General features: G+C 40.9%; 21 protein-coding genes and 1 pseudogene. 7 read left to right on the top strand and 15 right to left on the bottom strand.

Going from position 1 to position 21869, the window contains the following annotated elements:
- Positions 1 to 648 carry a GrxB family glutaredoxin gene (locus FEE42_RS02655; RefSeq protein ID WP_164027651.1) on the top strand — a complete coding sequence of 216 codons (648 nt, stop codon included), beginning with the start codon at positions 1 to 3 and terminating at the stop codon, positions 646 to 648.
- A 47-nt stretch (positions 649 to 695) separates the two neighbouring features.
- Here FEE42_RS02655 and FEE42_RS02650 read toward each other — a convergent pair whose 3' ends face one another.
- Entirely contained in the window at positions 696 to 1178 is a 483-nt protein-coding gene (locus tag FEE42_RS02650) for a Dps family protein (protein WP_059366421.1), read from the bottom strand.
- 292 nt (positions 1179 to 1470) lie between these two features.
- Between FEE42_RS02650 and cdd the strand changes: the two genes are divergently transcribed.
- On the top strand, positions 1471 to 2349 hold the full coding sequence (gene cdd, locus FEE42_RS02645) for a cytidine deaminase (protein WP_164027650.1): 879 nt from the start codon (positions 1471 to 1473) through the stop codon (positions 2347 to 2349).
- Positions 2350 to 2377: 28 nt separating this feature from the next.
- Here cdd and FEE42_RS02640 read toward each other — a convergent pair whose 3' ends face one another.
- From FEE42_RS02640 to purE, 11 genes are all read right to left on the bottom strand, one after another.
- Positions 2378 to 3199 carry an urease accessory protein UreD gene (locus FEE42_RS02640; protein WP_164027649.1) on the bottom strand — a complete coding sequence of 274 codons (822 nt, stop codon included), beginning with the start codon at positions 3197 to 3199 and terminating at the stop codon, positions 2378 to 2380.
- A gap of 48 nt (positions 3200 to 3247) precedes the next feature.
- The gene (gene ureG, locus FEE42_RS02635; protein WP_059366418.1) at positions 3248 to 3883 is read right to left on the bottom strand and encodes an urease accessory protein UreG; all 636 of its coding nucleotides are present in this window, start codon (positions 3881 to 3883) and stop codon (positions 3248 to 3250) included.
- 79 nt (positions 3884 to 3962) lie between these two features.
- The gene (locus FEE42_RS02630) at positions 3963 to 4646 is read right to left on the bottom strand and encodes an urease accessory protein UreF (protein ID WP_164028801.1); all 684 of its coding nucleotides are present in this window, start codon (positions 4644 to 4646) and stop codon (positions 3963 to 3965) included.
- A 26-nt stretch (positions 4647 to 4672) separates the two neighbouring features.
- The gene (gene ureE, locus FEE42_RS02625) at positions 4673 to 5236 is read right to left on the bottom strand and encodes an urease accessory protein UreE (protein WP_164027648.1); all 564 of its coding nucleotides are present in this window, start codon (positions 5234 to 5236) and stop codon (positions 4673 to 4675) included.
- Positions 5237 to 5295: 59 nt separating this feature from the next.
- Positions 5296 to 7014, bottom strand: coding sequence for an urease subunit alpha (gene ureC, locus FEE42_RS02620; protein ID WP_164027647.1), 1719 nt, complete (start codon positions 7012 to 7014; stop codon positions 5296 to 5298).
- Between the two features lie 9 nt (positions 7015 to 7023).
- Complete coding sequence (gene ureB, locus FEE42_RS02615) at positions 7024 to 7329, bottom strand: urease subunit beta (protein ID WP_077493033.1); 306 nt, start codon at positions 7327 to 7329, stop codon at positions 7024 to 7026.
- Positions 7330 to 7433: 104 nt separating this feature from the next.
- Positions 7434 to 7736 (bottom strand): urease subunit gamma, encoded by a 303-nt coding sequence (gene ureA, locus FEE42_RS02610; protein ID WP_059366413.1) that lies wholly within the window; start codon positions 7734 to 7736, stop codon positions 7434 to 7436.
- A gap of 18 nt (positions 7737 to 7754) precedes the next feature.
- Entirely contained in the window at positions 7755 to 8654 is a 900-nt protein-coding gene (locus FEE42_RS02605) for an urea transporter (RefSeq protein ID WP_135968635.1), read from the bottom strand.
- A gap of 217 nt (positions 8655 to 8871) precedes the next feature.
- Entirely contained in the window at positions 8872 to 10062 is a 1191-nt protein-coding gene (locus FEE42_RS02600; protein ID WP_164027646.1) for an amino acid aminotransferase, read from the bottom strand.
- Between the two features lie 139 nt (positions 10063 to 10201).
- Complete coding sequence (gene purK / locus FEE42_RS02595; RefSeq protein WP_164027645.1) at positions 10202 to 11290, bottom strand: 5-(carboxyamino)imidazole ribonucleotide synthase; 1089 nt, start codon at positions 11288 to 11290, stop codon at positions 10202 to 10204.
- Positions 11291 to 11359: 69 nt separating this feature from the next.
- Positions 11360 to 11857, bottom strand: coding sequence for a 5-(carboxyamino)imidazole ribonucleotide mutase (gene purE, locus FEE42_RS02590; protein WP_059366409.1), 498 nt, complete (start codon positions 11855 to 11857; stop codon positions 11360 to 11362).
- Positions 11858 to 12016: 159 nt separating this feature from the next.
- On the opposite strand from purE, the gene pepN reads away from it, so the two are divergent.
- From pepN to cytX, 3 genes are all read left to right on the top strand, one after another.
- The gene (gene pepN / locus FEE42_RS02585; protein ID WP_059366408.1) at positions 12017 to 14626 is read left to right on the top strand and encodes an aminopeptidase N; all 2610 of its coding nucleotides are present in this window, start codon (positions 12017 to 12019) and stop codon (positions 14624 to 14626) included.
- 540 nt (positions 14627 to 15166) lie between these two features.
- Positions 15167 to 16084, top strand: a complete 918-nt coding sequence (locus tag FEE42_RS02580) for a LysO family transporter (protein WP_174435482.1) — start codon at positions 15167 to 15169, stop codon at positions 16082 to 16084.
- A 69-nt stretch (positions 16085 to 16153) separates the two neighbouring features.
- Positions 16154 to 17338, top strand: coding sequence for a putative hydroxymethylpyrimidine transporter CytX (gene cytX / locus FEE42_RS02575; RefSeq protein WP_059366407.1), 1185 nt, complete (start codon positions 16154 to 16156; stop codon positions 17336 to 17338).
- A gap of 48 nt (positions 17339 to 17386) precedes the next feature.
- Here cytX and FEE42_RS02570 read toward each other — a convergent pair whose 3' ends face one another.
- The 3 genes and pseudogenes from FEE42_RS02570 to FEE42_RS02560 all read right to left on the bottom strand — a co-directional run bounded on the left by FEE42_RS02570 (position 17387) and on the right by FEE42_RS02560 (position 19904).
- Complete coding sequence (locus FEE42_RS02570) at positions 17387 to 17710, bottom strand: HI1450 family dsDNA-mimic protein (protein ID WP_164027644.1); 324 nt, start codon at positions 17708 to 17710, stop codon at positions 17387 to 17389.
- Positions 17711 to 17797: 87 nt separating this feature from the next.
- Positions 17798 to 18513, bottom strand: a pseudogene (locus FEE42_RS02565) (ABC transporter six-transmembrane domain-containing protein).
- 161 nt (positions 18514 to 18674) lie between these two features.
- Entirely contained in the window at positions 18675 to 19904 is a 1230-nt protein-coding gene (locus FEE42_RS02560) for an MFS transporter (protein WP_135968618.1), read from the bottom strand.
- Positions 19905 to 20075: 171 nt separating this feature from the next.
- On the opposite strand from FEE42_RS02560, the gene FEE42_RS02555 reads away from it, so the two are divergent.
- A complete protein-coding gene (locus FEE42_RS02555) occupies positions 20076 to 20789 on the top strand; it encodes a FadR/GntR family transcriptional regulator (protein WP_237184461.1) in 714 nt (237 codons plus the stop codon).
- The gene (locus tag FEE42_RS02550) at positions 20782 to 21852 is read left to right on the top strand and encodes a Gfo/Idh/MocA family protein (protein WP_059366375.1); all 1071 of its coding nucleotides are present in this window, start codon (positions 20782 to 20784) and stop codon (positions 21850 to 21852) included. The genes FEE42_RS02555 and FEE42_RS02550 overlap by 8 nt, the downstream gene beginning before the upstream one ends.
- Positions 21853 to 21869 lie beyond the last annotated feature (17 nt).

Genomic DNA, 21869 nt, shown 5'->3' with positions numbered 1-21869 from the left:
ATGAAATTATATGCTTATGATCATTGCCCGTTTTGTGTGCGTGCAAGAATGATTTTCGGCTTGAAAAATATCCCTTTTGAATTGGTTATTTTAGCCAATGATGATGAAACGACGCCGATCGGGTTAGTGGGTAAAAAAGTAGTACCGATTTTAATTAAAGAGGACGGAACGGCAATGCCGGAAAGTTTGGATATTGTCCGTTATGTGGATGAGAATATCGGTGAAAAAATGCTTTCCGAACCACTTCGTCCTGAAATTGATGCTTGGACGAAAACCGTCGGTAGTTATTACAACCATTTGCTAAGCCCACGCTTTGTGAAAATCGGTTTGCCGGAATTTAAAACTCAAAGTGCGGTGGATTATTTTACTAAAAAGAAAACCGAATCAATCGGGGATTTTCAACAGAATTTAGATGAAACGGCAAACTATCTTGTTCGCTTACATCAGGATCTCAACAATCTTGTGCCACTGATTAAATCCGCTTCTGCATTGAATGGGGCGCTTTCCTTGGAAGATATTATCGTTTTCCCAATGTTGCGTAATTTAACTTGTGTCCGTGGTATTCAATTTCCGGCGGAAGTGACGGCATATTTGGAGAAAATGTCCGAACTAAGTGGCGTAGCCTTGTATTTTGATAAAGCAATTTAATAAACTAAAAAACCTGCCAAGCGGCAGGTTTTTTCATCATTTCTCAATTATGCGTGGCAAGTTTGGCAAGCCGCTTGGAACATCCAGACAAGTTTTTCTTGTTCTTTGATGTAGTCGCTCATTTGAGAGGCAGTACCTTCATCATCCGCATCGCCTGCAAGGGCTAAAATTTCGCGTTGTTGCTCAAGTAATACTTTTAAGCCGGATAAGGTTCCGGATAAACATTCTTGCGCACCGCTTACGGCAATGTCTTCTTGAATGCGGGATACTTTTAAGTATTGGCTATAAGCATTATTTGGGGTGTAGCCTAGGGTTAAGATACGTTCTGCCACTTCATCTACTTTAGTGACTAAATCTGTGTAAATTTCTTCAAATTTTGCATGTAACTCAAAGAAGTTTACGCCTTTAATATTCCAGTGATAACCACGAATGTTGGTATAGAAAACTTGATAGGTTGCCAGTAGGTCATTTAATTTACTTGCTAATTCTGCCGATTTTGCTGTATCTAGTCCGATTGATGTTTTTGACATAATGATTTCCCCTTATGTTGTTAATGAATTTTTTAGAAGCCGAAACTGTTTCGTTTCAAGTGTCGTCATTATACATAATAAAAGTAGGGAATAAAGCCACTTTTATTAGATAGAATTAATAGATTATTTGTATCAAAACCAATATTTTGAAAGGTTTAACGATTAATTAACAAATGTCCGCCGTGCTTAGCTTCTGATCTTTTTAACAAATCTTGTAAATAAGCGATTGATTAGTCTGATTTTGATCTACAATAAGTGCGGTTAAATTTTAAAATGTTTTTAAGGAGAGAATGTGCAGGAATTAATTAAAAATGTATTGCCATTAGATATTGCTCTCAATCAAGCAATTATCAAAAAACTTGAAGAAGGGCAGTGGGTAGGTTTTTTAAATCATCAACAAGTCGCACGGCTTTGTCAGGATTTTGATTATAACCCTTTGGAATTGGCAATATATTTACTTCCCGTCGCGGCTTGTTATAGTCATGCGGACATTTCCCGTTTTAATGTTGGTGCAGTGGCAATAGGCGAACAGGGCGATTTTTACTTTGGTGCGAATCAGGAGTTTGCCGATACGGCGATTCAGCAAACTATTCATGCGGAACAAAGTGCCATTAGCCATGCGTGGTTGCGTGGTGAAACAAGGATTACCGATGTGGTTGTTAATTACACGCCCTGCGGTCATTGCCGACAATTTATGAATGAGCTGCACGGTGCAGAACGTTTAAATATTCACCTACCCCATAGTTTACATAATCCTTTACAGAATTATTTGCCGGATTCTTTTGGGCCAAAAGATTTAAATATCGCGACACATCTATTAGCAAAAGAAGATCATCATTTGGCTGCTAATTCTTCCGATGAATTGATTAATCAAGCGATTTTAGCCGCGAATCAATCCCATTGCCCTTATTCCGAAAGCCCCCATGGCATTGCGATTTTATTTAAAAATGGTGAGACAATTCACGGGCAATATGCAGAAAATGCGGCGTTTAATCCAAGTTTGCCTGCATTACAAACCGCCTTGAATTTTGCTTATCTCAATAATAAAAAGCTCGGGGATATTCAGCGTATCGTAATGGCTGAACGGGTGGTAAATTTTAGCCATAAAAACATGGCTGAACAGCTTTTACGGACGTTAAATTTACCTGAATTGGAATATGTGGGCGTATAACAAAATAGGGTAGAATAATCTACCCGTTTTATTGGCTTTTCGCTTGAAAACATTGAGCGATTTCTTGAAAAAGCGTTTGTATTTGTTCGGCACGGTGTCCGAGAACACGAAGCATCATTCCTCCCTCGTTCAAGAGTGAGGCGCCAACTAACATATTTTTTACTTCAGCAATTTGAGTGTGGATAGATTGTAAAACCGCTTTCAATTCAACCGCACTTTTGCCTAGGTTTAGATAGATTAATGAGCCTTGATGAGAATAATTTTCCATTTGGCTCAATGCCGTGAGATTCATTGCGGAGGGCTGCCATTGAATACAATCTGATACCAACGGTCGTTTTTTTCCGTCATTTTGCAATGTATAAATTTTCAAATGGGATGAAAACCGTCTAAAAGCAAAACGTTCATCATTCAACACACGCCCAACAGCGATAATCTCACCATAAATAAGCTCCGCCTTTTCACACATTTCAATTAAGGTTTTCTGTTTAAAAGCAGAATCTTTATGCAACACTAAGGGATGAGGCAAATAGAATAAGCGGCTTCCCTCTGCCAAATGAATTTGTGTGAGTTGCTCGGCACAGTCGCCTGTATTCATTGATTGAACACGGGTAAACGCCTGAGTATTGAGCGAAAGTGCGGTTGATTTTGCCAAAGAAATTTGAATATTCAGCCTATCACCCGCCAACACACCGGGGGAAGACGACATTTGCATGGCATTCAACCCCTGCCGCCAACTACCCGAATAGTGGGGTAAAATCATCACCTTAAAGGGTGGTGTGGCAAAATATTCGGCAAGTTGGGTTTTCCCGTTTGGAGAAAGTTTGGTGGAAAGTTTGAGTTTACTGTTCATTATTTTTCAAACCGATCATTCCCTCTTTGCTAAAAAGAGGGATCGTTTTTATCTTATCAATCCCGTAGGTTCTTCTACATTTTTCAATAATGCATATTTTTCGATCCAGCCGATCACCCCATCGAGATTTTCTTTTTTCATCAGATTGGTGAAAATAAATGGCTGACCGTTACGCATACGGCGGGCGTCTCGTTCCATCACGCTTAAATCCGCCCCCACGAACGGCGCAAGATCGGTTTTGTTGATAACCAGTAAATCCGAGCGGGTAATACCCGGCCCGCCTTTACGTGGAATTTTTTCACCTTGTGCCACGTCGATAACGAAAATGGTGACATCTGCCAAGTCCGGGCTAAAGGTTGCAGAAAGATTATCCCCACCTGATTCAATGAACACGATTTCCACATCAGGGAAACGGGCTACCATTTCATCAACCGCCTCTAAGTTCATTGAGGCGTCTTCTCGGATTGCCGTATGCGGGCAGCCACCGGTTTCCACGCCCATAATACGTTCAGGGGGAAGCAGACTGTTTTTGGTTAAAAACTCCGCATCTTCTTGAGTGTAAATATCATTGGTGATTACCGCAACACTGTATTTGCCGGCAATTTCACGAGTGAGTTTTTCAATTAGCGCCGTTTTACCTGCCCCGACTGGGCCGGCTACGCCGATTTTAATGTAATTACGCATTGGTTTTCCTTAGCAAAAATAGTTTAGAAATGACCGCACTTTTGACTTCCGTCGTTTACGGAGAAATGAATAAATTTATTTATGACATATATAATCGAGTATAAAGCTGTTCATGTTGCATTGCCCGAATATCATTGGCGAGAGTGGCAGAACCAAGCCAGTCAAGATTAGGATTTAAACTTAGTTCTACCGCTTGTTGCAGCGGTTGACGCAAGCCGAACAAAATATCTTGTCCGTCCATTTGACTTAACGGAATCAGTTTTACACCGTTGGTGATCACACCGACTGCTGCGTTGTAATAAAAGGCATAGAGCGTATCGGCTTTGGTGAGACCCATTGTTTGGGCGATCATAGCGAATACGATAGGGAAGTAGCCTTGTACGCATTTTTCGCTGATCGCTTGCTGATATGCCATGAGAACTGGATGATTTTCATAACGAATGAAAATTTTAAGCAACCGTACGCCGAGTTTAAAGCTGCCTTCACGGCTTTCTCGCGCAACCTTAGTAGCAGAAAGCTCCCAATCCAGTTCGCATAAGCGGTCGAAATTGTGGCTTTCCATTGCATCAAAGGAAAGAGAAAGATACGCCCCGTCATTGTAAATCCAGTTTTGTAACAGCTGGGTTTGAACATAGTCTTCAAGCGTAGCTTTGCTTTCCACAATACGTTGTTGGACGAAAGTTTCCAAACCGTTGGAGTGGTTAAACCCGCCAATAGGTAGGGTTGGATCAACCAAGTGTAGCAATGCGCCTAAATCAGCCAAGCTACGGTTTTTAGCTAAATTACGGTTTAATGTTGATGCCAATTTCCGTCTCCGTGGTGATGATAGCCGCTATGTGAATGAGCATGATCGTGGCTGTGCGAATGACCGTGTCCTTGTGCGGAATTGGCGCGCAACGCTTGGCTTAAACGGCGTTCTGCTTTTTGCGGATTAAATCCCGCAGCTTGTAGCCAATCAAACATCGGTTTGTCATAAGATAAGGTGACTTCATCACCGTCTAAAAACAGCGGTGAATGTTTGTTACCGATTTCATAGCAGGCTCGCGCCATTTCAGGTAAGGTTTTTGGTGAAAGTACGATGACTTCACTTGGCAAAATATCGATCACGATTGCCAGTTCATCGCTAATAAACACCACATCATTATGTTTCAACCGTTGCCCTTCTTTGAGCAAACGAAACGCCACTTCACGTCCTGTGTCAGTGGTTTTTCGTAAAATATTGCGTTCGCTTTCATACCATTGTAACGGCACACGCTCAATGGTTTGAGTGGTGATTTTACCTTCTTGTTGAAGGTCGGATAAATTGCCCAAGATGTTTTCCATAATGGGGAGAATGGAGTTGATAATTTTCATATTTTTTCGATAAAACTCAACATTCTCTTTTCTACAAATCGGTAGAAGAGAGAGAATAACTAGAACATAAAATACCGCTGAGCCAATGGCACTTTCTCGGCGGGTTCACAAGTGATAAGTTCGCCGTTCACTCGAACTTCGTAGCGCTCTGGATCGACAGTAATTTCAGGTGTGGCATCATTATGAACCAAGTCTTTTTTGCCAATATTACGGCAGCCTTTTACCGCAATGAGCTCTTTTTCGATACCGAAATTTTCTTTAATATTCGCATCAACACCGGCTTGTGACACGAAGTACACAGCGGTTTGGGCGGTAGCTTTGCCTTGGCTGCCATACATCGGGCGGTAGAATACCGGTTGTGGTGTAGGGATTGAGGCATTCGGATCGCCCATTTTGGCATAGCTAATCAAGCCTTTTTTGATAACGGTTTCAGGTTTTACACCGAAAAACATCGGTTTCCATAACACAATATCGGCAATTTTGCCGACTTCTAATGAGCCAACGTGATCCGCAATACCGTGAGCAATAGCCGGGTTGATAGTGTATTTGGCGATGTAGCGTTTAATACGGAAGTTATCGTTGCCTTCCGAACCAAGTTCGCCATGTTGTGCTTTCATTTTGTCTGCGGTTTGCCAAGTACGGGTGACCACTTCACCGACACGTCCCATTGCTTGCGAGTCGGAACTCATAATTGAGAATACGCCGATATCGTGCAGAATATCTTCTGCGGCAATGGTTTCAGGACGGATACGACTGTCTGCGAACGCGACATCTTCCGGTACGCACTTATCTAAATGATGACAAACCATCAACATATCCAAATGCTCGTCAATGGTGTTTACCGTGAACGGACGGGTCGGGTTGGTGGAAGCGGGGAGTACATTCGGATACATTGCCGCTTTAATGATGTCGGGAGCGTGTCCGCCGCCAGCACCTTCAGTGTGGAAAGTGTGGATCACTCGTCCGTCAATGGCTTTCATCGTATCTTCTAAGAAGCCGCTCTCATTGAGGGTATCGGTGTGGATCGCTACTTGTACGTCCATTTCGTCTGCGACTTTCAGTGCCGCATTGATGACTGCCGGTGTTGCCCCCCAGTCTTCATGAATTTTCAAACCTAATGCGCCGGCACGAATTTGCTCTCTTAACGGTTCAAGGGTTGAACAGTTGCCTTTACCGAAAAAGCCGACATTGACAGGCAATGCTTCCGCTGCTTGAAACATTCTTTGCAGATTCCACGCTCCCGGTGTACAGGTGGTGGCGTGCGTACCGTCTGCCGGGCCTGTACCACCGCCAATTAATGTTGTTGTACCGTTTTCGAGGGCGTGTTGGGCTTGTTGCGGGCAGATAAAGTGAATGTGGGTATCAATTCCCCCTGCGGTCGCAATTAAATTAGCGCCATTATGGACTTCTGTACTGACACCGATAATCATATTTGGGGTAACGCCGTTCATTGTATCGGGATTACCGGCTTGACCTATGCCAACGATTCGCCCGTCACGAATACCAATATCCGCTTTGATAATGCCAAGTTTCGCATCAATAATCATCACATTAGTGATGACAAGATCGAGGACATTGGGATTATCACGCGTTGCCGTACCGGATTGTGCCATACCGTCACGGACGCTTTTTCCACCGCCAAACTTACATTCATCACCTTGAGTGAGTAAATCTTGTTCAATGGTTGCCCATAAATCCGTATCGCCTAAACGCACGCTATCGCCCACCGTCGGGCCATAAGTTGCGACATATTGGGCTCTTGGAATTGTTAATGCCATTATTTCCCCCTACAATTTGCCGTCAATTTTATTATGGAAACCGTAAATCACTTTGTTTCCGCCAAATTCTACTAACTCCACGGTTTTGACCTCACCCGGCTCAAAACGCACAGCATTGCCTGAGGGGACGTTTAAACGCATACCACGGGCTAAAGTGCGGTCAAATTCAAGGGCATTATTGGTTTCAAAAAAGTGGTAATGCGATCCAACTTGAATTGGACGGTCGCCTTTATTAACGACATCGATTTTTACGGTTTTCCGCCCAATATTCGCGTGAATATCACCGTTTGCTAATTTATATTCGCCTGGGATCATTGTGTTATTCCTTTATTTTGTTTCGTTTACAAAGGGAGAAAAGAGCGGTTATTTTTCATTGATTTTGCCACTTCACTACAATTCTTCCTTCAGTCGTATAACCTTTATCTGATCGGATTGTGCACGGTAACGAGTTTTGTACCATCGGGAAAGGTTGCTTCAATTTGCACTTCATGTACCATTTCGGGGATGCCTTCCATCACATCATCGACAGTTAAAAGTGTTGCACCGTACTGCATTACTTCCGCCACCGTCATGCCGTCACGTGCCGCTTCTTGTAGATGGCTGGCAATATAAGCGATAGATTCAGGATAGTTTAATTTTACGCCACGGGCTTTGCGTTTTGCCGCAAGCTCACCTGCAAGAAAAAGCATTAATTTTTCTTGTTCTCTTGATGTTAAATGCATAGTTATCTTCTCTCTTTATTATGGATTAAATAAATTACTGAGTTTTTCCGAACTCACCTTGCTGTGATCGACTTTGCCCTTAATCCATAGAATAAGCCAAGCCGTAACAATAAAGCCGATAGTATAAGGGGCTAAACCGGTTTTTTCCACGCCAAATTGGATACAAATTGCAAGCGTAATGCCGAAAATCACGTAAACCAGATCTCGGAATCGATTGCCAGAAAAGGCACAGGCAAGCAGAATTGCAGAGAAACTATAAATGCCGTTTGCCAGTTGATTTGGTTCGATGTCAAACAGAAAACCTGCCAAGGTTGGGCTGATGATCGTTGCGCTCATTCCCCATATCGCCACATTAGGCGAGCTGATGGCGATAGCGATAAATAAGAGAATACCGGTGATGAGGCTTCCGCCAAAATTGACTTCCGCCCAAGCATAAAAGGGTTGTTTGATGGATTCTAATGTTGCGGTGTGATCCACCAGTTCCGGCGTGGTTTGCCATAAACCGAATAAGCCGATTTGTGAGATACCCCAGCAAAAAATCCAACAGGTGAATACGAAAGGAAAAGTGTAGGCAACCCAATTTCTTTTGGTAAATTCTCGCATAACCAAGGTTGCGACAACGGCACTGATAACTCCTAACAGAAATACTGGGAGTGAAACGCCTTTTAACCCAAAAGTGAACATGGTACACATAAAGGCAAGGCTGGCATTGAAACCATATAAGCCTTGTTTAATTTCTTCTTTAGGATAATTGAGTTTAATCGCGGTTAATGTGCCGATGATTGCACCGAGTAAACAACCGATGCCGAGAGCCCAATGGCTGAAAAACATGGCAATGCAGATGATAAGACCTGATAAGCCGTTTTTTTGTAAAAAAATTTGTCCGATTCCAACAAGGACAATTTTTATAAATTGCATAAAAAATACCCTCCCCGATAAAATAAAATCCTTGTATTTTAAAGGGATTGTTTAAGATTTAAAGTATTAATCTCTGTTCTTTTCAATAATTTGAATGTTAAATTGAATAACATTTAAAGTATTTGATTATATTTTAAATGTTATTTGATTGTTACGTGCCTAAGATGATAGATATAAAGGCGCATATTAAGATACGCCTTTTGTGATGGGAGAAGGATTAAAGCACCTTCACAATACTTTCACATAAATAACGGATATTATCTTCTGTAATACCTGCCACGTTAATGCGACCTGAACGCACCGCATAAATGGCAAATTCGTCTTTCAAACGATCGACTTGTTCTGCGGTTAAACCGCTGAAAGAGAACATGCCGTTTTGTTCAATAATAAAACTAAAATCTTGTTGGGCACCAAATTCTTTTAATAATTGCACGAATAAATGGCGCATTTTTTTGATTCGTTCGCGCATTTCGGTGAGTTCATCATCCCAAGATTGGCGAAGTATCGGATTGCTTAGCACTTGTACTACCGTTGCCGCGCCATGAGAGGCCGGGTTAGAGTAGAGGGTGCGGATAATGGATTTTACTTGAGTCAAGGCGGTTGAAGCAATGTCTGAATTTTCAGCCACTAACGTAAATGCCCCGACACGTTCATTATATAAACCGAAATTTTTTGAGAAAGAGCTGGCTACGAGCAATTCTTTGTGATTTGCAGCAAAGGTGCGTAAACCAAGGGCATCTTCATCTAAGCCGTTTGCTAAGCCTTGATAAGCAAAATCAAATAATGGTAACCAACCGTTTTTTGCAGAAAGATCGGCAAGTTGTTTCCATTGTTCCAGTGTCGGATCGATACCGGTCGGGTTATGGCAGCAACCGTGCAGAAGCACTACATCGCCTTCGTTTGCATTGCTTAAATCGGCGATTAAATTATCCCAATCTAGCGTTTTGTTTTCCGCATCATAATAGCGATATTCACGAATTGTCATTCCTACCGCATTGAAAATCGCATTGTGGTTCGGCCAAGTAGGTGTGCTGATCCAAACATTTTGCGCTTTGGTTTGGCGTTTAATAAATTCCGCTGCAATACGTAACGCCCCGGTTCCGCCAAGACTTTGTACGGTTCTGGCACGTTGTTGTTTAATAATATTGCTGTCTGCGCCAAATAAAAGTTCTTGGGTTAATCGGTTGTATTCCGCTATACCGTCAATGGTGAGGTAATTTTTGGTATCTTCTTTATCAAGTAAGCGTTTTTCGGCTTCTTTTACGGCACGCATAATTGGTGTTGCGCCTTGTGCATCTTTATATACCCCAATGCCAAGATTGATTTTATTTGCACGGGTTTCGGATTTGAATGCTTCACCTAAGCCAAGGATTGGATCGGCAGGGGCGGCTTTGATATTTTCAAACATAGCGTTTTCCTTTTTTAATGGATTTAGGTCTGTTGCTTTATACTGCAAGCTTTTGTGTTTAGCAAGTAAAAACACAATAAAAATTAACCGCACTTTTTTGTTTTGTTAATTGCATCAAAAAGTGCGGTCAAAAATGAATTTATTTTAATTGTGCGACTGTCCAGTCCAAACCGGATTGGTAATCTTCCGGTAAAGTATGTCGAAGTTTTTCCAGTTGTTGAATAATAACGGATTTATTTGGGTGAGAAAGATTAATATGCCCGACTTTCCGCCCTGCACGCACTTGTTTGCCATACCAGTGGAGTTGGGCAAATTCTGTCTCCAGCCATTGCGGGTTATGATCTGTGCCAATTAAATTCACCATGACACTAGGTGCAAAGGTTTCTAAGTTTGGTGTGGGTAAATCCAGTAAAGCACGCAAATGTAATTCAAACTGGCTAATCGTACAGCCAAGCTGTGTCCAATGGCCGCTATTGTGTACGCGTGGGGCAAGTTCATTAATCAGAAGTTTATCGCCAACGACAAAACATTCCATCGCCATTACGCCCACATAATTGAGCTTGTCCATAATTTTACCCAACATCATTTCAGCTTGAGTTTGCTGGCGGGCGTGTTGCGGGAAAGTGGTATCCATCACGCTATAACGTAAAATCCCATTTTGTTGAAGATTGTGTGTCACAGGGTAAAAGTGTTTTTCACCATTTTTGAAACGAGCGCCAACAAGTGATACTTCATCATCAAAAGGAATAAATTGCTCTGCAATCACTTCACCGAATAAATCATCGGTAATTTCAGTGTTGTTTTCATTGGTGATAATCCATTGTCCGCGTCCGTCATAACCGCCGGTACGGCGTTTCACCACAACTTTTTCACCTACGCTTTGGAACACACTTTGCCATTGGGCTTTATTTTCCAATAGACACCAAGGTGAAGTGGAAAGCCCAAGTTCATCTAGTAGTGATTTTTGGGTAAAGCGATCCGCCAACAAGCCAAAGATGCGTTGATTAACAAAATGGGGGTGGTTGCCAAGCAATTCGGTGAGAGGTGTTTTTTCCCAACGCTCGATTTCAGCTGTGATAACCGCATTTTTCGGTAAGTCAAAAATAGGGGCGTTGAAAGCTAAAGGTTCGACTTGAATATCTAAAGGGGCGCCGGCATAGCGGAGCATTCTGCCTAATTGACCGTTACCAAGTACATAAACCGTGGGGTAGAGTGAAGACTTTTGCATTTTATTTCTCGTTAAAAATAATCGAAAAAACAACCGCACTTTTTTAAGTGCGGTCAAATTTTTTGTGTTTTATACGCGTGGATCAGGATTATCCAATACCGCGTTTGTTTGTTTTTCACGGAAAGCCTGTAAACGGGAAAGTAAGTCATGATCCCAAGCCGCCAGAATTTGTGCTGCAAGCAAAGCAGCATTTGCTGCGCCTGCCGGCCCGATGGCTAAAGTGCCGACCGGAATTCCCTTTGGCATTTGCACGATAGAATGAAGGCTATCCACACCACTTAACATGGAACTTTTCACCGGCACGCCAAGTACGGGAACCAAGGTTTTCGCCGCAATCATACCGGGTAAATGTGCTGCCCCGCCTGCGCCGGCAATAATCACTTTATAGCCGTTTTGCTGTGCATTTTCGGCAAAACTAAAAAGTTTATCAGGGGTACGGTGGGCTGAAACGATTTCAACGTGGTAAGGTACATTGAGTTCATCTAGAATTTGCGTGCTTTCTTGCATGGTTGTCCAATCGCTTTTGGAACCCATTACAATCGCAATTTGTGCTTGTGTTGCGGACATTTTTTGCTCTCAAGTAAAACTAAAAACGGTGCGTAGAATAGCATAATTTAACAAGGCTAAGCAAACGTTTGCTCGGTTGTGGTGAGAGAAAATTCCATTGCAACTTTTGCCGTAAAATCATATCCTAGTGGGCGATTTTTTCTTAAAAAAGAGCCGATTATGTTAGCCAAAGCAAAATATCGAAAAGATTATAAAAAACCGGATTTTACTATTACGGACATTTATTTGGATTTTCAATTAGATCCGAATCACACTGTAGTTACTGCAACCACAAAATTCCAACGACTAAACGACGACGCAAGAAGTTTGCGTTTAGACGGTCATAGTTTCCAATTTTCCTCTATTAAATTTAACGGTACATCTTTCACCGATTATCAGCAGGATGGCGAAGGGTTAACCTTGAATTTGAGCAATAAAAGTTCGGCTGAATTTGAGCTGGAAATTGTCACCATTCTTGTACCGGCAGAAAATACCTCGCTACAAGGTTTGTATCAATCGGGCGAGGGGATTTGCACACAATGTGAAGCGGAAGGTTTCCGCCAAATTACTTATATGTTGGATCGTCCTGATGTGCTAGCGCGTTACACCACAAAAATTACGGCAGATAAAACGAAATATCCTTACTTACTTTCCAATGGCAATCGTATTGCTGAAGGCGAGTTAGATAATGGTTGTCACTGGGTTGAATGGCATGATCCTTTCCCGAAACCAAGCTATTTATTTGCCTTAGTGGCTGGTGATTTTGATCTGTTGGAAGATAAATTTACCACAAAAAGCGGACGGGAAGTGGCATTAGAACTTTATGTGGATCGCGGTAATCTTGATCGTGCCGGTTGGGCGATGGAAAGTCTGAAAAAATCGATGAAATGGGATGAAGATCGCTTTAATCTTGAGTACGATTTGGATATTTATATGATTGTTGCGGTGGATTTCTTCAATATGGGGGCGATGGAAAATAAAGGATTGAATATTTTCAATTCTAAATTTGTGTTAGCAAATCCGCAAACTGCAACGGATGAAGATTATCTAGCCATTGAAAGCGTGATTGCCCACGAGTATTTCCATAACTGGACGGGGAATCGTGTGACCTGTCGTGATTGGTTCCAATTAAGCTTAAAAGAAGGATTAACCGTATTCCGTGATCAAGAGTTTTCTTCCGATACCGGCTCTCGCGCGGTAAATCGTATCAATAATGTGAAATTTTTACGTACCACGCAATTTGCTGAAGATGCCAGCCCTATGGCACATCCGATTCGTCCGGAAAAAGTCATTGAAATGAATAACTTTTATACGGTTACTGTGTATGAAAAAGGCGCAGAAGTGATCCGTATGTTGCATACCTTATTGGGCGAGGAGGGATTCCAAAAAGGTATGACATTATATATTGCGAAAAATGACGGCAAAGCCGCGACCTGTGAAGATTTTGTCTCTGCAATGGAGCGTGCGAACGGGCTTGATTTAACTCAATTCCGCCGTTGGTATAGTCAATCAGGCACTCCGGAATTGTTAGTTAGCGATGCTTATGACGAACAAACCCATACTTATCGTTTAACCGTCTCTCAATCTACTCCTCCAACAGCAGATCAAATGGAAAAAGTGAATCTGCATATTCCACTTAAAATGGCACTGTATGCCCAAGACGGTACAAAACAAATGCTCCAGTATGATGGCACACCACTAAGCAGGGTATTAAATATTACTGAAAAAGATCAAGTGTTTGAATTTCACGGCATTTATGGTCGCCCTGTTCCGGCATTGTTGGAAGATTTTTCTGCACCGGTGAAGTTAGATTACGATTACACCACGGAACAACTTCTTACTTTATTAAAATTTGCCGAAAATGCCTTTGTGCGTTGGGATGCGGCACAAATGTTATTTACGAACGAGTTACGACGTAACGTGACTCACTTCCAACAAGGAGAAGATTTTGAGATTTCGCCTCAAATTTTGACCGCACTTTTACAAGTGTTGGAAAATTATGCAGACGATATTGAATTGGCAACCTTAATCCTCACCTTACCACGGGATATTGAATTTGCCGAAAGTTTTAAAACTATTGATCCCGATGGCATTGTGGCAGCCCGTGAATTTATGTTGCGTACCATTGCCGAACATCTAAAAGAACAATTACTTAAACGCTACAATCATATTCGCTTGGCGGGGTATCATATTACCCAACAAGATATTGCCTTACGTGCAATGCGTAACCTTTGTTTAAATTATTTGGCTTATACATCGCTTGGCAATAGTCTCGTCCATAAGCATTACAATGCGGCGAATAATATGACTGACACCCTCGCGGCACTTACAGCGGCAACCAAAGCCTGCCTTCCGTGCCGTGATACATTGCTCGCTGATTTTGAGCAAAAATGGCAACACGACGGCTTGGTGATGGATAAATGGTTTGCTTTGCAAGCCACAAGACCGGATGAAAATGTGTTAGAAATTGTGAATCATCTTATGGATCACCCAAGTTTTAATTTCAACAATCCAAATCGTCTTCGTGCTTTAGTGGGGAGTTTTGTCAACCAAAATCTCAAGGCTTTCCACGAAATTAGCGGTTCCGGTTATCGTTTCTTAACGGATGTGTTAATTAAACTCAATGATAGCAACCCACAAGTTGCCGCTCGGCTAATCGAACCGTTGATTCGTTTTGCCCGTTATGATACTCAGCGTCAAATGCTAATGAAACGCGCGTTGGAACGCTTAAGCACTGTCGAAAATCTTTCCAAAGATTTATTTGAGAAGATTGAGAAAGCGTTGAGATAAAGTACGGTTGGTTTTCTAAAATATTGGGGCGTATAAATTACGCCCCATTTTTCATTCTTCTAAATTTCCAACTTAGGCAAACTGTTCACAATCCGATTGGTTTCAAGGCTCACGGTGATGACCCGTAGTAGCAACTCCATTGGATAGCGTGAGTTTTTCCTTATTCCTATTGCTCAGTCGCTTGCGTTATTGACGATTCCGCTGTTTTTGTCATTCTCTTTCTTACTGGTTTCTGTGTTGAGAATTTTGTCGCCAAATTTATTTTTCCAGATAAAAATCCTCGCTAATATTACAGAACTTCGCTCATTGATTATTGTTAAACAGCTTTTAAACAGCACATTTTTATACATCGGCACTTTTTCATAAAAGCGGTGTAATTCGGAAAGCTCTCTTTCTGCCTGTCAAATACCCAAAAATCCACCGCACTTTTCACACAAGGAATACGTGTATTGTCAATGAGTTTCAAAAATTGATTGCTTGGCTTGACCCTATTAATAAAAAAGGTATGCTAGGCGAAGTTTATTGTAAAGGAAAATAATCATGCAGGACATGATCAATGGATTGTTAATCGTTTTAGTGCCTATGCTATTAGGCTATTTATTGAAAGTAAAAAATAAAAAGTATATCGCCGGAATTAATCAAATAGTAATATTTCTGTTGTACATTATCTTATTTTTAATGGGATATTTACTTGGTCAGCTTGATGATCTTGAAACAAAATTACCCATCATTGGTAAAACAGCAGCGATACTTTCAATGAGTATTTTAACTTCAAATATGATTGGGTTAATGATTTATGATCGTTTTAATCCGGCACCTGTACTCAAATCCCAAGGAAAGATCATCTCTCGTTGGCATTCGTTAGTTGATTCTTTTAAACTCTCCGGCTCGGTCGTTTTAGGTATCTTATGTGGTTGGTTATTTAACACTTATCTTGTTTTACCAACGGGCATTAATCTTTATGTTCTGATCGCATTAATCTTTTTTGTCGGTATTCAGCTGCGCAATAATGGCATCACGTTAAAAGAAGTATTGTTTAATAAACGTGGTTTTCAAACCGGTATTGTGTTTACCATTACTTCTTTATTAGGTGGGATCATCGCGGCGTTGGTTTTAACGATACCTATTACTCAGGGTTTAGCATTTGCTTCAGGAATGGGATGGTATTCTTTATCAAGCGTGGTTCTGACAAATGCGTGGGGGCCGATGCAGGGGAGTATTGCATTTTTCAATGATTTATCTCGGGAAATTATTAGTTTGTTTATCGTACCGCTTTTTATGCAACATTTTCGCTCAACCGCTATTGGTATCACCGGTGCGACCGCATTAGATTGTACTTTGCCCATTATCCAAAAATCGGGCGGAATAGAAGTCACACCCATTGCTATTTCTTTTGGATTTGTAACCAATATCCTCCCCCCGCTTTTGTTGGTATTCTTCTCAAGCATTCCTATTTAATCTAATCTTTTTGAATTTTTTATATTATAAATTTTAATCAACAATACTTAACCTAAAAGGAAGAAAAAAATGCAACACAAACATTCAAACCTTACTGCAAGTCTTGTGTGGTTTACTGCAGCTATTTCTATGGCTGAAATTTTAACCGGAACTTGGTTTGCGCCCCTTGGTTGGAAACAAGGGCTTCTTGCTATTCTACTCGGGCATATTATTGGCGGTGCAATGTTCTTTTGTGCTGGCTTAATCGGTGCCAAAACACAAAAAAGTGCAATGCAAACCGTACAGATTTCTTTTGGTCAAAAAGGTTCGATACTTTTCTCCGTGCTCAATGCGATGCAGCTTATCGGTTGGACTGCCGTAATGATTTATATGGGGGCAGAAGTGATTTCTATTTTGAATCAACAGGAAGCTCAAAATGCACTTTTCCCCTTATTTACCGTTGGATTAGGTGTACTCATCATAGTCTGGTTATTAATGGGATTTACTAATCTTGGTGTGATAAAAAGTCTTTCTTTGGTGACGATGTTTTTATTAATGCTTTGGTTAACATTACAAATCATTAGCCGTGATTTTATCCCGCTCTTGGAAGAGCAACATCATATTAAGTTTGGTACTGCGGTAGAGATTGCCGCGATTATGCCGTTATCTTGGATTCCGGTTGTTTCCGATCATACGAAACACACAAAAACACCGTTAAAAACAACCGCACTTTCTACTCTCGCCTATACAGTTACAAGTTGTTGGATGTATTCCATTGGATTAGGGGCTGCGCTTGTAAGCGGAAAATCAGAAATCGCTCAAATTTTGGCATTATCCGGTGTCAGTATCGTTGGTGTGCTGATTGTTGTCACATCAACCATGATTAATACAGCATTACCAGCCCATTCTACGGGAATGAGCTTGAATAATATTTACGCGAAATTGAGTGTGAAATGGGTTTCAATTCTCACGGTGGTTATCGGTATTATTCTTGCAACAATGTTGCCGGTCACACAATATGAGCATTTTCTCTTTTTTATCGGCTCGGTGTTCGCTCCTATGATAGGGGTATTGATTGCTGATTTCTTTGTGTTTAAACAACGCGAACCTCAGAAAAATATTGATGTTATAGGCTTGGCTATTTGGTTTATCGGCTTTGTTATTTATCGTGTTTTAATGTGGCAAGAATGGGAAACCGAATTAGGAGTAACTTTTCCTGTTATTGCTTTCACCTTTGGCTTAACCACCGTGGTGCGAAAATTGACAAAAAAATAGAAAAGATAAGGGGGAAATGATGAATTTCCCCCTCTTTTTTTACAGGAATTATTTTTTCCAAACAACGTGGAATTCACGATTTTCTTCACTGTGAGAAATAAGGAATTTGGCAAAGACATCGTCCATTTCATCTTTATCATTGACTAAACCGATCCAGACTTCGGCAAAAGCCTCCGGATCGATTAATACCCCGATTTCCTGTTCCCAATCTTCTGCCGTTTCGACAAATTCCACGGCGCCACGATCTTCAAATTGGAGATTAAATAGCATAATATCCGCCGGATCTAAATTTTCCCCCGCCATTTCCAAGAAGATATTATAAGCAGTGTCAATTGCGGCATCAGGATCAAGTTTTTGAAGTTCAGTTGTCATAATTTTGCCTCTTTTTCAATTATGGGCGGTATGATACTGAAATAAAAAGTGCGGTCAAATTCATTTGTGTTTTTTATCATTAAGAGCCTACACTTCAACCCGTTTGCCAATATCTCTCAAATTGGAAAATTGCTCAAGTAGTCTTGGTGCGTCATCAAGACTTGTAGCAAAAGTCCAAAGATAGGTAATCACCGCATAAATGTGCCCCGCTTGTACATTTTCTGTCATTGCCAAGCGAACGACAGTAACGCCAAATAAAATCGCAGAAACAATACCGATCCATAAATAGCCATCGGCTTCACGGTTTGATAATCGAATGCGTAATGTTGCTAGCCAATCATAGTGCTTATTTAAGTGATAATGGCTTTTTTGTTCAATCACATTGACTTCTTTTTCCAAGTGGTCATTGAATTTCAAGTAGAGTAAATCGTTGGTTTTGCATATTTAGGGAGCATCAATCCAAAAAATATCAAAACGAAACAAGCTGTAACGCCGGACCAAAATTCCAACCACAATAACATAATTGCCACACCAATAATGGAAAAACCGGACATAATCAAGGTTGGTAAATGTCGCTCAAAGAAGTCCACAAATTGGCGTGATAGTGCTACACGCGCGGTGATTGCTGATTTATCTAATCCTTTATTTCGTTGGTTTAATATCACCGGTACGGCAAGTTCGGCATAAATGCGGGCAAAAGCTCGTGTATCTACCGCATGCCGTGCCGCACCAATTCCCCAAATAATTAACACAACGAAAGAATAGCTAAGTGATAACGTGATATTACCGCTCTTTGAAATCATTTGATTTTTTTATGGACACCAGCGTGGGCGTCCCTACCTATGAGATAAAATCTAAGTTTATGAAACTGCTACATAATACCGAAATAATAAAAAAGTGCGGTTGAATTTGACCGCACTTTGAGTAACTTTCAAAAAGTTAGTCAGACAACTGTATTTGGTATCTAGTTACGTTTTACATATTCTTGGATTCGTTCCGGGATTCTTAATCCGACTAATCCTACCAATAGTAATGTCCAGAATAATGTGACATAAACCAATGATGAACCCAAACCAACGCGCTCACTTAAGGCGGCAGCTATGACCGGGGCAACTCCACCTCCGATAGCGGCAAAGTTATAAATAAAACCGATACCTGTGCTACGCATTTCTGTGGGGAAGAATTTCGCCATATATTTAGGGACTAAACCGGCAATCCCCAAATTTGTTGCGAGTAAAAAGAATAGTAATATACCAAGTGCAAACTGGTTATTTTCAGGTAAGTAGAATACAGGGAAAAGGAAACAGAGTGAAAGTAACAAACTATAGACGAAGGTTTTCTTTTCACCCAATGTATCTCCGACAAAACCTGCGATTAATGTTCCTATGAGAATGCCGAATCCGGCCCAAAACATTAACGATTTGACATTTTCAGCATAACCGTTTTCTTTGAGATAAAGGGGGAGTAATCCTACTACCGGCCAGTTAACGGAGAAAATAGAATAACAAACAAGAAAAATGATGAGTGTTATTGGTAGTTGTTGTTTTGAGAAAAGCTGTGTCAGCGGAACTTTTTGCACTTTTCCTTCTGATTTTGCCGCTGCCCATTCTTCACTTTCCGGTGCATGACGACGAATATAAAGCACGAGAATCACTGGCGCTAAACCGATAAAGAATGCAATTCGCCAACCGTATTCTTGTGCTACCCAAGGGATAATTTGCGAGGCTAAAATATTCCCGACAGAAAAACCGCTGACTAAAAATGCACTGGCTTTTGTACGTAGATGTTGCGGCCAACTTTCGATTGCATAGGAAGAAGAACAAGCATATTCCCCCGCCATTCCCATACCAACAATCATTCGGAATATAAAAAGCCAAATGTAGCTAGTCGATAACCCACATAGGAAAGTGCCGATAGAATAGACTAAAATTGAAACGATCATTGCCAATCGGCGCCCATATTTATCGGCAAAGCTACCAAAAATAGCACCGCCTAAAGGACGGGCGACGAAAGCGGCTAATAATAGTGTTGAAGTTTCCGTTGTACTCATGGCAAATTCTTTTTGAATATCCAAAAGTACATAGGTGATGAGCATATAATCAAAACCATCGAAAACGTATCCTAACCAAGCGGCAAATAATGCTTTTTTCTGAATAGGGCTGACTTCTTTGTACCATGGTAATGTGGTTGCCATAGTAACCTCCTTTATATGTTGATAAAAATTTGTGAAAGAGATCACAGTATTTTAAATTGCTACAAATTTCTGCTTGCATAAACAAAGATAAGACGTATGATGTCTTATGTCAATTAGGTGGAATTAAGAAGAGTGAGACGTAGATCACAAATCTGAAAGAAAATACTAAAAATGCAGAAAATGAAAATAAACAAGAAAGAAGCCAGTCTTGAATTGCAAGACAAAATCAAAGCGTTAATTATTAAGCGTAATTTAAAATCCGGTGATTTAATGCCAACAGAAAACGAGTTGATTGAATTGCTTGGGGTAAGTCGGTCTAGCTTACGTGAAGCCATAAAATCTCTTGAAGCGTTACATATTTTAGATATTAAACACGGTGTCGGTACATTTGTGAGTGAATCTTCTTTGATTCCGATGATCCGAGGATTGAGCTTTCATACCCAGTTGAATCTACATTCCGAGAGCAATCAATTAGGAAATATGCTGGATATTCGTGAAATTCTTGAATATGGGTTTGCGCCAATGGTGCTTAGTAAAATAACCGATGAAAAAATTACCGCACTTCAGAAATACGTCGCAAACATGGAAAAGTGTGCAAAAAATAGGAAATTCTCACCGAAGGATGAATATCGTTTACACGTTGAATTGTATGAGCCATTGAATAATCCCCTGTTATTGCAATATTTAGATGCATTTTGGCAAATTTATCACAAAGTGGAGAAAGATTTAGCGGAAATACAATGCTCATCCACTCAAATGGCGATGTACCATAAGGAGCTCATTGATGCCGTAGAAGCCCGTGATCTCGTGCGAATGCAGCGCGCCATTTTGCATTATTTCCAAAGCATTAGACAACGTTTATCACAAGGAGAAAAAAATGACTAAGCCTCTCAATATTGCCTTAGTGGGGTGTGGATTTTTCGGTACTCAACTTGCCTCCGCCTTCCATAAAGCCGACGCAAATTTAATCGCGGTGACCGACATCAATCCTCTGCTTGCCGAGAATCTGGCCAAACAATATCACAGTCATGTTTTTCAACATATTGAAGATTTGCTCAATGAAACCACCCCTGATCTTGTGATTATCGCAACGCCAAATTACGCCCACTATGCACCGGCAATTCTTGCACTTAATGCCGGTTGCGATATTTTTATTGAGCCCCCTTTCGTTTTAAGTTCGGCACATTGCCGGCATTTAATCACATTGGCAAAAGAGAAAAAACGCCAAATTTTTGTTGGTCATTTAGAACGCACTCTACCTGGTTTACGGAGAGTGAAACAAGTATTAGACAATCAACAACTTGGGCAGCTCACCGTTATTCGTGCCGTAAGGCAACGTTGGATCGAAAATTTAACGAATAAAGAGTGGTGGAAACTTGATACAAATTTAACCGGTGGCGAACTTTTCCATTTAATTCACGAATTGGATTTACTCTGTTGGCTTGTAGGGAACATTGAATCGGTTTATGCCCAATCAACCAATATCGCTCATCAAGATATACCGGACACAAAAGATATTATCCAATTGCTCTTTCATTTTGAAAATGGTGCTTTGGGTTCGCTAGAAATGGGCACGGCTTATCGCCAACATCAATGGGGAATACAAATTCACGGCGAAAAAGGGATGATAGATATTAACTTTTTTACCTCAAGTGTGACATTCACCTATGCAGAGGAAAAAATAGAACACTATGATTTGTATGAAGAATTTGAAGCGGATTTATCATTACGGGATAGTGCAAAAGGCACGCAACAGTACAATCAAACTCATACCCTTTGCCCATTTTGGTTAACCCGTGCAGCAGAAATTGAAGCGCTTGATGTGGTGAAACATTTACGATATGAGACCGTTACCCCATTAAGCCAATGTCTTTCTGATGCGATTAAAATCGCAGAAGCGGCAAAATATTCAATGATCGTTGAAAAACGAATCGCCCTCAAACATTAACTCAAATTAAGGAGATA

The organism is Rodentibacter caecimuris, assembly GCF_010587025.1.
GTDB classification, from domain to species: domain Bacteria; phylum Pseudomonadota; class Gammaproteobacteria; order Enterobacterales; family Pasteurellaceae; genus Rodentibacter; species Rodentibacter caecimuris.
The sequence above is the reverse complement of the archived record's forward strand: the minus strand, read 5'-3'. Positions and strand labels throughout refer to the sequence as shown.

Bases quoted from the DNA above. Each gene is read 5' to 3' on its own strand.
- FEE42_RS02650 (WP_059366421.1), bottom strand. From the start codon at position 1,178: ATGTCAAAAACATCAATCGGACTAGATACAGCAAAATCGGCAGAATTA.
- FEE42_RS02555 (WP_237184461.1), top strand. From the start codon at position 20,076: ATGCAGAAAATGAAAATAAACAAGAAAGAAGCCAGTCTTGAATTGCAA.
- ureE (WP_164027648.1), bottom strand. From the start codon at position 5,236: ATGAAAATTATCAACTCCATTCTCCCCATTATGGAAAACATCTTGGGC.
- pepN (WP_059366408.1), top strand. From the start codon at position 12,017: ATGTTAGCCAAAGCAAAATATCGAAAAGATTATAAAAAACCGGATTTT.
- FEE42_RS02655 (WP_164027651.1), top strand. From the start codon at position 1: ATGAAATTATATGCTTATGATCATTGCCCGTTTTGTGTGCGTGCAAGA.
- FEE42_RS02550 (WP_059366375.1), top strand. From the start codon at position 20,782: ATGACTAAGCCTCTCAATATTGCCTTAGTGGGGTGTGGATTTTTCGGT.
- ureG (WP_059366418.1), bottom strand. From the start codon at position 3,883: ATGCGTAATTACATTAAAATCGGCGTAGCCGGCCCAGTCGGGGCAGGT.
- purE (WP_059366409.1), bottom strand. From the start codon at position 11,857: ATGTCCGCAACACAAGCACAAATTGCGATTGTAATGGGTTCCAAAAGC.
- ureB (WP_077493033.1), bottom strand. From the start codon at position 7,329: ATGATCCCAGGCGAATATAAATTAGCAAACGGTGATATTCACGCGAAT.
- FEE42_RS02600 (WP_164027646.1), bottom strand. From the start codon at position 10,062: ATGTTTGAAAATATCAAAGCCGCCCCTGCCGATCCAATCCTTGGCTTA.
- purK (WP_164027645.1), bottom strand. From the start codon at position 11,290: ATGCAAAAGTCTTCACTCTACCCCACGGTTTATGTACTTGGTAACGGT.
- FEE42_RS02640 (WP_164027649.1), bottom strand. From the start codon at position 3,199: ATGAACAGTAAACTCAAACTTTCCACCAAACTTTCTCCAAACGGGAAA.
- FEE42_RS02570 (WP_164027644.1), bottom strand. From the start codon at position 17,710: ATGACAACTGAACTTCAAAAACTTGATCCTGATGCCGCAATTGACACT.
- ureC (WP_164027647.1), bottom strand. From the start codon at position 7,014: ATGGCATTAACAATTCCAAGAGCCCAATATGTCGCAACTTATGGCCCG.
- FEE42_RS02560 (WP_135968618.1), bottom strand. From the start codon at position 19,904: ATGGCAACCACATTACCATGGTACAAAGAAGTCAGCCCTATTCAGAAA.
- FEE42_RS02580 (WP_174435482.1), top strand. From the start codon at position 15,167: ATGCAGGACATGATCAATGGATTGTTAATCGTTTTAGTGCCTATGCTA.
- ureA (WP_059366413.1), bottom strand. From the start codon at position 7,736: ATGCATTTAACATCAAGAGAACAAGAAAAATTAATGCTTTTTCTTGCA.
- cytX (WP_059366407.1), top strand. From the start codon at position 16,154: ATGCAACACAAACATTCAAACCTTACTGCAAGTCTTGTGTGGTTTACT.
- FEE42_RS02605 (WP_135968635.1), bottom strand. From the start codon at position 8,654: ATGCAATTTATAAAAATTGTCCTTGTTGGAATCGGACAAATTTTTTTA.